Raw genomic sequence first — 12,938 nt, 5'->3', positions numbered from 1 at the left:
CGCGATTGTCACCGCTGGACCCGCCGCGGGCGAACCGATTTACAGACGCTCCACGCTCAGCCCTGAATAGAGCTTGCGATACACGACTCCGGTGCGGTGGTTGCCCGCATCGATCATCATCCCGTTGCCCATGTAGATACCCACATGACCGCGTCCGACCACCAGATCGCCGGCTCGGGCCTGACTCCGCGTGATGCGGCGGGCCCGGGCCGCCTGGGCGCCGGAGGAGTGCGGCAGGCTGATCCCGGCTCGGGCGTACGCCTGCTTGGTGAGCCCGGAGCAGTCGAAGCCGCTCCCGCCCTCACCGCCGCTGACGTAGCGCCGGCCGATCTGCGACTTGGCGTACGCGACCACCGCGGTCATGTTGCCCAGTCGCATCACCCGCTGCCGGCGCGGGGCCGACGCGTGCCGGGTGATGGCACGGGCCACCGGCCGGGTCCGGTTGACCCTGGTGGTGCGTACCCGGACGCTGCGGGTGACCCGGCGCGGCTCAGCCCGCTGCCGTTGGGCCTGCTCGGGTCGGCCCTGCTCGGGTCGGGCCTGACGCTCGGTGGTCCGCCGCTGCTCGGTGACCCGGGCAAGGCGGCCGGCCGGGCGAGCGGGACGGCGAGAGGCGGAGGTGACGCCGGGCCGGGCCCCCGTCGGGCGCAGAGCCGCCCGCCGGATGTCGGCGCGCGAGGCGCGCTCGGCCAGCACCGCCCGCGTGGCGAAAGCGGACTCTTGGTCGATACGGGCCGATTCGGGACGCGCCCGGTCTTCGCTGACCGGGGATGCCGCCGGTGCCGCCTGGACGGCGACAGCCTGTTCGACGGGTTCTAGGACCGGGGTGACCACGGCCAGCGCAAGAGCGCCGGCGGTCAGGGCCCGACTAGCGGACGGACGGTGCAGCGTTGCCTCCGATATCGGCCCGGGGCACTCACGCGAATCCCATCGGTACGGCCATAACGCCAGCCGTTCCGTAACCGCCCGGCGATGGACGGTAATTGGGAACCCGGACAACTCGTCATTTCCGTCGACCATGCCAGCACACAACCGGAATGCTTCGCGGGCGAATTCACACAATCACTGTCGCCCAATCGAGGAAAGGAATGGATTTTGAGCTGTCGATCGCCGTAGTTAGATTTCCGAGATTGCCCTCCGACCGGCGTGTCGGATCCGTCAGTTCAGTGCGATTCGCGCGCCTCGGCTATCCGCGGACTCGTGCACGAGCAGCGCGGACAGCCGGGTTCCGGCCGGCACGTCGAAGGGCAGCACGCCGCGCACCGTGGTGGCCGCCGGGATCTCGTCGAGCAGCGACGGCACCCGATCGTTGAGGAACGCCGCGGAGCGATCGTCGGTCGCATAGGCTCGGCCGTGGACGTCGACGGCACGCTGTGCGCTGCCGTCGAACAGTCGTGGTTCCTGGCCGGCGTTCTCGACCGCCACGTCGGCCAGGCAGAACTCGCCGCCGGCCCGTTGCCGCAGGTCGGCCGGCCCGATCGCGGCCACCCCGCAGCGCAGCCCGGCCACCGAGACGATCAGGGCACCGTCGGCACCGACCCGGGTGAGCCGGGTGCCGCCCTCGGCCCGCGCCGAGGCGGTCGCCGAGACAACCGCGACCGGAGCCGCACTGGCTCCGCTGCCGTCCCGGGAGACGGCGAAGGCAACCGAACCCAGCGCGACCACGCCGAGCGTCACAGCGGCCGGCCAGGGCCACCGGGCGGTGTTCAGCGACTTGGTCATGGGTGCTCCCGAACCGGACTCGGCGACAGGCACGCGACCTCAGACCCCGGCTCACGTTCCGGGTCGCGAGCCACCATGCTGAGCACCGCGGGCTGCTACCGGGTGTCGACTCGCCGCATAACGGACCTATCCGGTCATAAACTCCGACCAGATCCACTCAAAAGTGCTACCTTTCGCTACGGCAGCAGCAGGATCTTGCCCAGGTGGTCGCTCGACTCCATCAGGTCGTGCGCCTCCGCCGCGGCCGCGAGCGGCATCGTCGCGTGGATGATCGGCTTGATCGCGCCCGCCTCGACCAGCGGCCACACCTCGCGCCGCACGCCGGCCACGATGCGGGCCTTGTCGGCGGCCGGCCGGGCACGCAGCGACGTGGACGAGATCGAGCCGCGCTTGGCCATCAGCTGGGTCAGGTCGAGCTCGGCGGTGCGGCCGCCCTGGAAGCCGATCACGGTGATCCGGCCGTTCGGCGCGAGGGCCTCGATGTTGCGGGTCAGGTATTTCGCGCCCACGATGTCGAGCACCACGTCGGCGCCGGCGCCATCGGTGAAGTCCTTTGTGGCCGCCACGAAATCGTCGGTCGAGTAGTCGACGACCAGATCGGCGCCGAGCGCGCGCAACCTGTCGTGCTTGCCGGCCCGGGCGGTCGCGATCACGGTGGCGCCGAGCGCCTTGCCGAGCTGGATCGCGAACGTGCCGATGCCGCTGCCACCCCCGTGCACCAGCAGCGTCTCGCCCTTGCGCAGGCGGTCGCGGTCGATCGAGTTGGACCACACCGTGCACGCGACCTCGGGCAGCGCCGCCGACTCCTGCAGCGACAGGCCGGTCGGCACCGGCAGCAGCTGACCGGCCGGGACCGCCACCTTTTCCGCGTAGCCGCCGCCGGCCAGCAGGGCGGACACCCGCTCACCCACGTGCCGGCCGGTGACGCCGGGGCCGACCGCGCTGATCACGCCGGCGCACTCGAGGCCGGGATAGGCGGAGGCGCCGGGTGGTGGTGGGTAGAAACCCTGCCGCTGGGAGATGTCGGCCCGGTTGACGCCGGCCGCGGTGACGTCGACGACCACCTCGCCGTCGCCGGGCACCGGATCGGGCACCTCGCGCAGGACCAGCTGCTTGTCTTCGATCACGATCGCTTGCATGGGCTTTAGCTTGCCCGAGGCGTACGACAAAAAACGAGAGAGGCCCGCGAGCAGCGCCCACCGCTGCTCGCGAGCCCCTCGCCCGTCGAAGATCAGCCCTTGTAAGCGCCGATGATCTTCGTGAACTGGTACGCCGACTGGGACACGCCACTGCACGTGTCGTCGTTCGGGTAGCCGCCGGAGCACTGCCGGTCGCGGTTCAGCGACCAGAAGGTGAGCCGGGCGATCGTGTGCTGCTGGGCGTACGCCGTGATGGTCTGCATGTCCGCGAGGGTGACCACCGCGTTCTCGTCGGTGATGCCGTTCATCGAGGAGATGCCGACGTGCTTGTAGGCCTCCGCGTCCGACCAGCCGTACGCCGTCTTGAGCCGGTTCTTGAGCCCGTCCGCCGCCTGGATGGTCAGCGCGCCCTGGTTGTTGCCGGTGCTGCCCCAGTCGAAGGTCATGATGCCCCAGCCGTCGACCACCAGGCCGGCCGCGGCCGCCCGGTTGATCAGCGAGGCGTCCGGCCCGGTCGTGTAGCTGCCCAGCGTGATGTAGGTGGTGATGCCGGGGTTGTTGGCCTTGATGGTCTTCAGCGCGTCGACCGTCTTCTGCTGGTCGGCCGCGGTGTCGTACGGCGTGCCCTCGATGTCGATGTCGATGGCCTTGAGCCCGTACGCGTTGATGACCTTCTGGTACGCCGCGGCCAGCGCCGACGCGCTCGAGCAGGTGTGCTCGAGCCACGGTCCGGCAGCACCGCCGAACGAGATGACGACGTCACCCCCGTTGGCCCGGATCGTGTTGATCGCGGTCTGGTCGGCCCCGCCGGTCAGCGCCCGGCTGCCGTCCCACTTGGGGTCGCAGTTGCCGCTGTTCAGCATGAACGCCATGGTGAACCACTTGACCCCGGTGGTCTGGGTGACCGTGGTGAGGTTCGGCGGGTTGCCCCAACCGGTGTAGTAGTAGGGCGCGACCGCCTTGATCCCCGGGCCGCCGGTGGACGGCGGAGTGGTGGTCGGGCTGGTGGTCGGGGGTGTCGTGCTTCCGCCGAATGTCCACTTCTGGTTCGACGTAGCCGTACACGACCAGATTTGAAGTTTTGCGCCGTTGGCGGTGTTCTTGTCCTTGACGTCGAGGCACTTGCCGGACGCCGTGTTGACCAGAGCGCCGTTGGACAGGGTCCACTTCTGGGACGCCACCGTGTCGTAGCAGTCCCAGAGGTGCACGACGCCGCCGTCCGCGGTCGAGTTGTTCGCCACGTCCAGGCATTTGCCCTTGCCCTGCACCGAACCGTTGTCAGCCAGCGTCCACTGCTGGTTGGCACTGCCGGCCACGCAGTCCCACAGCTGCGGCTGGTTGCCGTTGGCCGTCGAACCCTCGGTGACGTCGAGACACTTGCCGTTCAGCCCGCTGACCAGGGTGCCGGCACTGGCCGCCGACGCGGTCGTGATGCCGATAACGCCCATCGTGGCGACCACCGCGGCGCCGCCGAGGATTGCTAGGAGCCTTTTCATGCCGGAACCTGCCACTTCTGATTGGCGGCGCCGGTGCAGCTCCAGATCTGCAGTTTGGCCCCGTTGGCGGAGTTGTTGTCCTTGACGTCGAGGCACTTGCCGGACGCGGAGTTGATCAGCGTGCCGCCGGACGCGGTCCACTTCTGCGAAGCGACGGTCGAGTAGCAGTCCCAGAGGTGCACCGTGCCGCCGTCCGCAGTGGAGTTGTTCGCCACGTCGAGGCACTTGCCGAGGCCCTTGACCGAGCCGTCGGCGCCGACCGTCCACTGCTGGTTGGCGCTGCCGGCCACGCAGTCCCACAGCTGGGGCTGGTTGCCGTTGGTGGTCGAGCCGCCGGTGACGTCGAGGCACTTGCCACCGAGACCGGTGATCGCGCCCGTTCTGTCGGTTGGGGTGGTGGTGGCGCCACTCCACGTGAAGGTCGCCGACGTCTTGGTGGGCAACGAATACGTGAAGGACTGCCCACCCCAGTTCACCTTGATCGACTGGGCGCTGCCGCTGGTGTTGTACGCGATCAACGCCTTCGACCCGTCGCTGTTCCTGAACGCGACGTTGGGGACGGTCGAGTTGGCACTGGAGTCGATCCGCACCGCACCCGGCTTCACGAACTTGGTGAGGTGACCCATCGTGTAGTACTCGATGGTGTAGTCGACCTGGCCGCTGCGGCCGTCGTTGCGGTGCACGGTCACCAGGCCGGTGCACGTGCCGCAACCGCCGTTGTGCGGACCCATCGCCTCGTCGACGGCGAGCGACCACTTGGTCCAGCTACGACCCCAGTTGCGGAAGTAGTCGATCAGGTCACCCATGTCATCGGCGTGCTGGTTGCCGACCCAGGTGCCACCCGAGTGCTCGGTCATGTAGGCGTTGACCGACGGGTACTGGTTGTGGACGGTGGTCGCCGTCGACGGCGACCCGGCGTAGTCGTGCCACGCGATGCCACCGAAATTCGGGTGGTTGCGGATCGCGGTGTCCGCGAGCAGCGGCGCCACCCATGTGTCGTACGTGTCGAAGTTCCAGTCGCCGACCAGCAGCTTCGTGCTGAGCCCGGCACTGGCCAGCGCCGGCAGCAGGTTCGTCTTGGCGAAATACTGCAGCCCCGACGTGGTCCACTGCATCGACGGGTAGCCGGCGCAACAACCCGGCTCGTTCTGCTCGGTCACATACCGGATCGGCACGCCCTGCGCCTGATAGCCCTGGATGTACTTGACGAAATACTGGGCGTAGGCCGCGTAGTACTGCGACTGCAGATACCCCTGGCTGTACGCGCCGTTGTCCTTCATCCAGGTCGGTGCCGACCAGGGCGAACCCATCACGAACATCGACGGATTCAGTGCGTACGCCTGCTTCGTCAACGCCAGGATGTCGGCGTCCCGCGACAACGAGAAGTCGTTCACGTCGCAGCAGGTGGTGTCGTACGAGTAGCTGTTCTGCGCCAGGTCCGACGACCCGATGACGTTGCGCAGCGCACTGACGCCGATGCCGCCCGAGTTGCTGAACAGCTTGGTCAGGACGTCGCTCTGCGTTGCTGCGGAGAGCGCACCTGAGCCCTTCAGATCGAAAGCGGCGGTGTCGGTCATCGACGCGCCAGCACCTTCGAACGGTTGATAGGTGGTGCCCTCGTTGACGGTGATCGTCTGGTTGGCACTGCCGCTGCTGCTCGCGAACGAGATGGGGGTCTGTTGCTGCAGCCCGCGGGTGACGGTACGACCGCCACTGTCACTGGTAGTGGTGAGGTAGACGTTGACCGCTTCACCGGCCGCGAAGGCCTGCGGAGCCGCGACCACGACGGCCGAGCTGAGCAGGACCGCCGAGGCGGCAACGACCAGCGTCTTTCTTCTCCGGTTGGGGATGGACATGAGTTGGGGACTCCCTTGCCGAGGTGGGGGCCGTGGCCGGGATTGGTAAGGCAAGTGAACAATAAACACTCATGTCGATGCCTTGTCAACCGTGGAGCAACTCGGAAAATGCCGAGTTTCCCCAGCTCGGAAGCCTGTTAAGACTCTTAATACAAGTTTCGGTTAAGAGGTCCTGCCAAGCGACGTGACCGGGTCTGGCAAACTGGGAGCGCACACGGGAGGGCTCGCCTAGTGGCCGATGGCGCCGGTCTTGAAAACCGGTATGGGGAAACTCATCGTGGGTTCGAATCCCACGCCCTCCGCTTCAAGCCCAACGGGCCTAGATTGTCTCGGTGGATGTCGCGCAGAGCCGGCTCGGCTGGCTGACCACCGTTGCGCCGTATGTCCTGCTCGCGATTCTCGCCGCCGTCACCGCTGTCACCGGGCAGGACCGGCTCGATCTTGTGCTGTGTGCGCTCGCGGCGCTCTGGATTTTCGGGCTCTATACGGTGCATCCGCCCTGGCGGGATCGGCCGCTCGTGATGCGGGTCTTTCTGGCCGGGCTTCTGCTGATCACGCTGGTGCTGGTCGTTCGCAACCCGTGGTTCGGGTTCTACAGTGCCGCCTGCTACTTCTACGCCTTCCGGATCATCGGGTGGCCCGCCGAGCTGTACTTCATCGCCGGCGCGGGGCTCGTCGCCGGCACCGCTCAGGTGGCCGACCTTGATCTCGGCACCTGGCTGGGGGCGCTCGGCTGGGGAGCCACCGTGCTCGCCAACGCCGTGCCGATGTGTGGGTTGGCCTGGCTGATGCGGATCAGGGAAGCAGCGCAGGCCGAGACCAACGCCGCCAACCAGCGGCTGGCGGCCGCGCTGGCCGAGAACGCCGACCTGCAGGAGCAACTGCTCGATCAGGCGCGGGCGGCCGGCGTGCTGGACGAGCGGCAGCGGATGGCCCGGGAGCTCCACGACACCCTCGCCCAGGGTCTGATCGGGATCATCACCCAGCTGCAGGCGGCGCCGGGAGCTGAGTGGCAGCGGCACCACGATGCGGCGATCGCGCTGGCCCGGGAGAGCCTCACCGAAGCCCGGCGCTCAGTGCATGAGCTGCGTCCGAAGGAGCTGGAGACCGGGCGGCTCGACCAGGCTCTCGCCGAGGTCGCCGCCCGCTGGTCGGACCGGCACGGCGTCACCGCCGAGGTCACCACGACGGGAACGGCCCGTGCGATGCCGGCGGCTGCGGAAGCGGCTCTTCTGCGTACGGCGCAGGAAGCGCTCGCCAACGTTGCCCGGCACGCCGCGGCGACGCGGGTCGGGATCACCCTGTCCTACATGGACCGGGACGTGGCGCTCGACGTGCGCGACGACGGTCGCGGCTTCGATCCGGCCGCGCCGCCCGCGTCCGACAACGGTGGCGGGTTCGGTCTGGTCGGCATGCGCCAGCGGATCGAAGAGCTTGCCGGCACGCTGCGGATCGAGTCGGAACCCGGCGGCGGGACCGGCATCTCCGCCTACCTGCCGGCGGTCACCGCGGCGGGTTGACGATCATCTGCGGGCCGGCGCCGCGGGCCGCCAGGCGGTCGGCCGGGTTTATCAGGTTGCATCGCTGCAGGGAGAGGCAGCCGCAGCCGATGCAGCCGGTCAGCTGGTCGCGCAGCCGTTCCATGATGGCGATCCGCTCCTCCAGCCGGCCGCGCCAATGGGCCGACAGCTTCGCCCAGTCGGCCTTCGTGGGGGTGCGGTTCTCCGGCAGTTCGGCCAGCGCGTCGCGGATCTCGTCGAGGGACACCCCGACCTGCTGCGCGATCTTGATGAAGGCCACCCGCCGCAGCTCCGAGCGCAGGTATCGCCGCTGGTTGCCGCCGGTGCGGGTGGAGCTGATCAGGCCCTCGCGCTCGTAATACCGCAAGGCTGACGGCGCCACGCCGCTGCGGGCCGCGAAATCACCGATGGGGAGGGTCTCCACCACAATCCCTTGAGTTGAAGTGAACTTTAAGTTGCAGCCTATCGCCATGACAATCACCGCGCTGCCGCCCGACCCGCTCCGGCCGCTGATCCGCCGGCTGACCGGGGACGAGAAGCACGAACCCAGCTCGCACTCGACTCTCGACGTGCTCTGGGTGCTCTACGACAGGGTCCTGCGGGTCACCCCGGCCACCGTCGACGCGCCGGACCGCGACCGGTTCCTGCTCTCCAAAGGCCACGGACCGGCCGCCTACTACGCCGTACTCGCCGCAAAGGGTTTCTTCCCGGCCGAGTGGCTCGATGATCTGGGCGGCTGGGACAGCCCGCTCGGGCACCACCCGGACCGGCTGCGCATCCCGGGTGTCGAGGTCGGCACCGGATCGCTCGGTCACGGTCTGGGCCTCGCCGTCGGCACCGCTCTCGGCCTGCGCGCCCAGGGCTTCGCCGACGCCCGCACGTTCGTGCTGGTCGGCGACGCCGAGCTGGACGAGGGCAGCAACCACGAGGCGATCGCCTACGCCGGCGCGATCAAGCTGCCGCTCACCGCCGTCGTCATCGACAACCAGTCGGCGACGCACGGCTGGCCCGGTGGCATCGCCGCCCGCTTCCCCGGCTGGGACGCCGCGCACGTCGACGGCCGTGACCACGAACAGATCGAGAACGCCCTGACCCGCCGGCACGACCGGCCCAATCTGGTGGTGGCCGCCGTGGCACCGAAGTGGAGCGACCGATGATGCGGCAGACCTTCGTCGACACGACCACCGAGCTGCTGGCCTCGGACCCGCGGACCGCGGTCGTGCTCGCCGACATCTCGGCGGACGCGTTCCGCCCGGCGATGCGCCGGCACCCCGACCGGGTGCTCAACGTCGGCATCCGGGAGCAGCTGATGACCGGGGTGGCCGGCGGGCTCGCGCTGACCGGGTTGCGGCCGTACGTGCACTCCTACGCGCCGTTCCTGATCGACCGGGCCTACGAGCAGATCAAGCTCGACCTCGGCCACCAGGACGTCGGCGCCGTGCTGGTCAGCATCGGCGCGTCCTACGACGGCGCGGCCGAGGGCTACACCCACCAGTCGCCGGGCGACGTGGAGCTGCTGGACACGCTCGAGGGCTGGACCGTGCACGTGCCCGGTCACCCGGACGAGGTCGCGGCGCTGCTGCGAGCCGCGGCCCGGCACGACGACCGGGTCTATATCCGGCTCGCCGAGCAGGAGAACAGCCAGGCCTACCCGGACGGCGGCCGGCTGCGGGTGATCCGCCGGGGCGGCCCGCTGGTCGTCGCGGTCGGCCCGATGCTCGACCCGGTGCTGGAGGCGACCCGCGACCTGGACGTCACGGTGGCATACACGAACACCCCGCGCCCACTGGACGCCGAGGGCCTGCGGCAGCTGGCCGACACCGAGCTGGTCATGGTCGAGCCGTACCTGGCCGGCACGTCGGCCCGGCAGGTGGCCGAGGCGCTCGGCGGCCGGCCGCACCGGGTGCTGCACCTGGGTGTCGGCCGCGCCGAGATCCGGCGCTACGGCACGTGGCAGGACCACGCCCGGGCGCACGGCCTCGATCCGGCCGGCCTCCGCGCGAAGATCGCGGAGTTCCTGTGGTGAACCTCAGGCGACGGCGCGCGACGGCCGGAACACGTGCTCCAGCAGCGAATCGAAGCGCCACACCGCATCCGGCTCGGCGACCTTCAGCCGGAAACGCTCGCGGACCCCGTCCACCGCCGTCGCGGCCACCTCGACCACGGAGTGGGCCAGGTCGGGGTTCCACGAGACGTTGCTCAGGTGCCGGAGATTGGCGTTGAGATGCAGTCGCAGTCGATGGAAGACCTTGGTCTCCTGGATCACCACGAGCCGCCGGTGGGTCAGCAGCAACATGAAATCGCCGGACATCGGCGCTTCCGGGCGGGAACAGCGGCTGACCAGCACCGTCGTGTCGTCGGCTTCGAGGCATCGGCGGAAGATCGGCATGTGCCGGCTCACGGAGGGGATCGCCACGCCGGCTTCGGCGGCGGCGGGAAGGAACGTACGGTCAAACACGTCCATGTAGTTTTCAACTGACGCCCGGGTGATGAGGCAGCGGCCACCAGGCGATGAATGTCGAATTACAGGATTGCGACGATCGTTACGCGGTCATGCGACTGGAATAGTGGGCGCATGCAGTGGCGTATCAAACCGGTCCTGCCGGTCACCAAACTGATGGGTGCGGTCGCGGTCGTGGTGCTGGCGGCCGCGTTCGGCGGGCGGGACCCGATTCGCTGGGGGATCGCGGTGGTGGCCGCGGCGGCCCTGCTCGTCTGGGCGCTGCGCGATCTGCTCGCGCCGGTCCGCCTGGCGGCGGATCCGACCGGGGTGACGGTGGTGGCCGGGTTCGCCCGCCGCCGGCATCTGCCCTGGGCGGCGATCGAGCGGGTACGCGTGGATCAACGCACCCACCGCGGGCTGCGCAGCGAGATGCTCGAGTTGGACGCCGGCGACGCGATCTACGTCTTCAGCGCGAACGATCTGGGCGCACTCCCGGAAGAGGTGGCCGCCGTCCTGGCCGACCTGCGGGTCGCGTCCTAAGCCAGCAGCCCCTGCGTGCGCACCACGGCCGCGGCGATCAGCACCAGGAAAACTACGGCGCAACCGGCCGCCTGCAGTGGAGCCCGGCGCACGGCCGGAGCGTACGCAAGGACGAAGGCCACCGCGGCGCCCGCGAGCAAGCCGCCGAGGTGGCCGGCCACCGAGATGTTCGGCACGGTGAACGTGAAGAGCAGATTGATCACCAGCAGCGGGATCAGCGCGGTGACATCGAGCTTGAGCCGCCGGTTGACGATGAACATCGCCGCGACCAGGCCGAAGACCGCGGTGGACGCACCGGCGGCGGGCTGGTTCTGCGGGGTGAAGACATACGCCGCGACGTTGCCGCCCAGACCGGCGAGCACGTAGAGCGCGGTGAACCGGATCGGGCCGAGCTGCGCCTCGAGATAGCGGCCCAGCTGCCAGAGCAGCATCATGTTGAGCCCGAGGTGCAGGATGCCGTAGTGCAGGAACATGGCGGTGAACAGCCGCCACCACTCGCCGGCCGCGATGCCGTGCACCTCGCCGCCGAGCGTGTAGGGCGCGTAGCCGAGCACCTCGCCCCACTGCGTCACCGACGTCGAGGCGCCGAGCAGGCCGAACCAGCCGCCGGAACCGGCGATCGCCTTGGCGCCGCCGAGGAGCGCCGACAGGACGAGGACGCTGACATTCACCCCGATCAGGGCCCTTGTCGCGTAGCCCGCCCGGCCGACGCGGCTGCCGCCGAAAGCGGTCCGCGCCGGCCGCTGGGTTCGTTTGCCCTCGGCCACGCATTCCGGGCACTGGTGGCCGACCGACGCCTCGTGCATGCAATCGGGGCAGATCGGCCGGTCACAGCGGGTGCACCGGATGTTGGCTTCCCGCGACGGGTGGCGATAGCAGACCGGTGCCGTCGAGGGAGCCTCACTCATGCGTCAAAGGTACGTCAGGCAGTCACGCGCTCGATCTCTACCCGCTCGACCACGACGTCCTCGACCGGACGGTCGCCCGGGCCGGTCTTGGTGTTGGCGATCGAGTCGACGACCTTCGCGGACGCCTCGTCGGCAACCTGGCCGAAGATGGTGTGCCGGCGGTTCAGGTGCGGGGTCGGGCCGACCGTGATGAAGAACTGCGAGCCGTTGGTGCCCGGGCCCGCGTTCGCCATGGCCAGCAGGTACGGACGGTCGAACTGGAGCTCCGGGTGGAACTCGTCGGCGAACTTGTAGCCCGGGCCACCGCGGCCAGTGCCGGTCGGGTCGCCCAGCTGGACCATGAAGCCGGCGATGACCCGGTGCGAGATCGTGCCGTCGAAGTACGGGCGGCCGTTGCCCGCTTCGCCGGTGCGCGGGTCCGTGTACTCCTTGGTGCCCTCCGCGAGCTCCACGAAGTTGCGCACGGTCGCCGGAGCGTGATCCGGGAACAGCTGCAGCCGGATCGCACCGTGGTTGGTGTGCAGGGTGGCGTAAAGAGTCTCAGCCACGGGTACTCCTGTCGTTGTCGCGGTCGTCCCTTCGGTACCTCTAAGGGGCGATGGGACAGTTCTCTTGCCATTCGGATCCTCCCCCATGTGTCTGATCCGGCAGCGCCGGGGTACCCATAGAGGGCACCATGACGTGGGAGAGAACCACAGGGAGGTGGGCACTGGTGTTCGCAACGATGCGCCGCAAGCGCCGTAGCCGGCGGATGAAGAACGAGCTCGGCCAGAGTGTGGATCACTTCAAGCGTGCGGCCACGCTCGCGGCTCAGGAGACCAGCTCGACCGTTGGTCCGACCCTGGCCGCGGCCGTGGATCGGGTTCAGCCGGCCGCAGCCAAGGCCAAGGACGCGGCGTCGAGCGGCTGGGACAGCGCTGTTGCCACGATCACTCCGCTGGTCGCGGCCGCGACGGACAACGTCCGGTATGCCGGCAAGGTGAGCAAGAAGCAGGCCAAGAAGACCGCCAAGCAGAACAAGCGCAATGCGCAGAACCTGCAGAAGCGGGCGAACGCGGCGGTCGGTCGCAAGCAGGGCCGCAAGAAGTCGCGTCTGCTGGGATTCGCGCTGCTCGGCACCGCAGTCGGGGTCGGCGCGGCGTACGTGGCCAAGCGCCGCAAGGCCGCTCAGTGGGACGAATACGACCCGGCTTCCCCGACCGCACAGGTCGGCGGGGCCGACGATGCCGCCTTCGAGCCGGCCGAGCCCTCGGCCTACACCACGCCGAACGGCACGGTGTCGGACCCGGCGAAGCAAAGCCCCCGGTAACGAAC

At 69.1% G+C, this 12,938-nt stretch carries 14 protein-coding genes and 1 tRNA gene; 6 read left to right on the top strand and 9 right to left on the bottom strand.

The window, feature by feature from the left end:
* Positions 1–39: 39 nt before the first annotated feature.
* The 5 genes from Adu01nite_RS48090 to Adu01nite_RS33805 all read right to left on the bottom strand — a co-directional run bounded on the left by Adu01nite_RS48090 (position 40) and on the right by Adu01nite_RS33805 (position 6,213).
* Positions 40–696, bottom strand: coding sequence for a C40 family peptidase (locus Adu01nite_RS48090; RefSeq protein WP_239132892.1), 657 nt, complete (start codon positions 694–696; stop codon positions 40–42).
* A gap of 462 nt (positions 697–1,158) precedes the next feature.
* Positions 1,159–1,722, bottom strand: a complete 564-nt coding sequence (locus tag Adu01nite_RS33820) for a DUF4352 domain-containing protein (protein WP_203733192.1) — start codon at positions 1,720–1,722, stop codon at positions 1,159–1,161.
* A 176-nt stretch (positions 1,723–1,898) separates the two neighbouring features.
* Entirely contained in the window at positions 1,899–2,861 is a 963-nt protein-coding gene (locus Adu01nite_RS33815) for an NAD(P)H-quinone oxidoreductase (RefSeq protein WP_203733190.1), read from the bottom strand.
* A 92-nt stretch (positions 2,862–2,953) separates the two neighbouring features.
* Positions 2,954–4,357, bottom strand: coding sequence for a ricin-type beta-trefoil lectin domain protein (locus tag Adu01nite_RS33810; RefSeq protein WP_203733188.1), 1,404 nt, complete (start codon positions 4,355–4,357; stop codon positions 2,954–2,956).
* A complete protein-coding gene (locus Adu01nite_RS33805; RefSeq protein WP_203733186.1) occupies positions 4,354–6,213 on the bottom strand; it encodes a ricin-type beta-trefoil lectin domain protein in 1,860 nt (619 codons plus the stop codon). The genes Adu01nite_RS33810 and Adu01nite_RS33805 overlap by 4 nt, the downstream gene beginning before the upstream one ends.
* 217 nt (positions 6,214–6,430) lie before the next feature.
* Between Adu01nite_RS33805 and Adu01nite_RS33800 the strand changes: the two genes are divergently transcribed.
* A tRNA-Ser gene (locus tag Adu01nite_RS33800) sits at positions 6,431–6,515 on the top strand.
* 30 nt (positions 6,516–6,545) lie between these two features.
* Complete coding sequence (locus tag Adu01nite_RS33795; protein WP_239132891.1) at positions 6,546–7,733, top strand: sensor histidine kinase; 1,188 nt, start codon at positions 6,546–6,548, stop codon at positions 7,731–7,733.
* Here the strand turns inward: Adu01nite_RS33795 and soxR are convergent.
* Positions 7,717–8,157 (bottom strand): redox-sensitive transcriptional activator SoxR, encoded by a 441-nt coding sequence (soxR, locus tag Adu01nite_RS33790; protein WP_379130285.1) that lies wholly within the window; start codon positions 8,155–8,157, stop codon positions 7,717–7,719. The two genes, Adu01nite_RS33795 and soxR, sit on opposite strands and share 17 nt — an antisense overlap.
* Positions 8,158–8,203: 46 nt before the next feature.
* Between soxR and Adu01nite_RS33785 the strand changes: the two genes are divergently transcribed.
* Both Adu01nite_RS33785 and Adu01nite_RS33780 read left to right on the top strand, forming a co-directional pair.
* Positions 8,204–8,890, top strand: coding sequence for a thiamine pyrophosphate-binding protein (locus Adu01nite_RS33785; protein WP_203733183.1), 687 nt, complete (start codon positions 8,204–8,206; stop codon positions 8,888–8,890).
* The gene (locus Adu01nite_RS33780; RefSeq protein ID WP_203733339.1) at positions 8,890–9,759 is read left to right on the top strand and encodes a transketolase family protein; all 870 of its coding nucleotides are present in this window, start codon (positions 8,890–8,892) and stop codon (positions 9,757–9,759) included. Before Adu01nite_RS33785 ends, Adu01nite_RS33780 begins: the two co-directional genes overlap by 1 nt.
* A 3-nt stretch (positions 9,760–9,762) precedes the next feature.
* Here the strand turns inward: Adu01nite_RS33780 and Adu01nite_RS33775 are convergent, their stop codons facing one another.
* Positions 9,763–10,197, bottom strand: coding sequence for a hypothetical protein (locus tag Adu01nite_RS33775; protein ID WP_203733181.1), 435 nt, complete (start codon positions 10,195–10,197; stop codon positions 9,763–9,765).
* A gap of 111 nt (positions 10,198–10,308) precedes the next feature.
* Here Adu01nite_RS33775 and Adu01nite_RS33770 point away from each other — a divergent pair, with 111 nt between their 5' ends.
* On the top strand, positions 10,309–10,716 hold the full coding sequence (locus Adu01nite_RS33770; RefSeq protein ID WP_203733179.1) for a PH domain-containing protein: 408 nt from the start codon (positions 10,309–10,311) through the stop codon (positions 10,714–10,716).
* On the opposite strand, the gene Adu01nite_RS33765 is transcribed toward Adu01nite_RS33770, so the two are convergent.
* On the bottom strand, positions 10,713–11,624 hold the full coding sequence (locus tag Adu01nite_RS33765; RefSeq protein ID WP_203733177.1) for a rhomboid family intramembrane serine protease: 912 nt from the start codon (positions 11,622–11,624) through the stop codon (positions 10,713–10,715). The genes Adu01nite_RS33770 and Adu01nite_RS33765 overlap by 4 nt on opposite strands.
* Positions 11,625–11,638: 14 nt before the next feature.
* Positions 11,639–12,172: a peptidylprolyl isomerase gene (locus Adu01nite_RS33760; protein WP_203733175.1), complete on the bottom strand. Its 534-nt coding sequence runs from the start codon at positions 12,170–12,172 to the stop codon at positions 11,639–11,641.
* A 164-nt stretch (positions 12,173–12,336) separates the two neighbouring features.
* Here Adu01nite_RS33760 and Adu01nite_RS33755 point away from each other — a divergent pair, with 164 nt between their 5' ends.
* Entirely contained in the window at positions 12,337–12,933 is a 597-nt protein-coding gene (locus tag Adu01nite_RS33755) for a hypothetical protein (protein ID WP_239132890.1), read from the top strand.
* The last annotated feature ends 5 nt before the right edge of the window (positions 12,934–12,938 follow it).

Source organism: Paractinoplanes durhamensis, from assembly GCF_016862175.1.
Lineage (GTDB): Bacteria > Actinomycetota > Actinomycetes > Mycobacteriales > Micromonosporaceae > Actinoplanes > Actinoplanes durhamensis.
The sequence above is the reverse complement of the archived record's forward strand: the minus strand, read 5'-3'. Positions and strand labels throughout refer to the sequence as shown.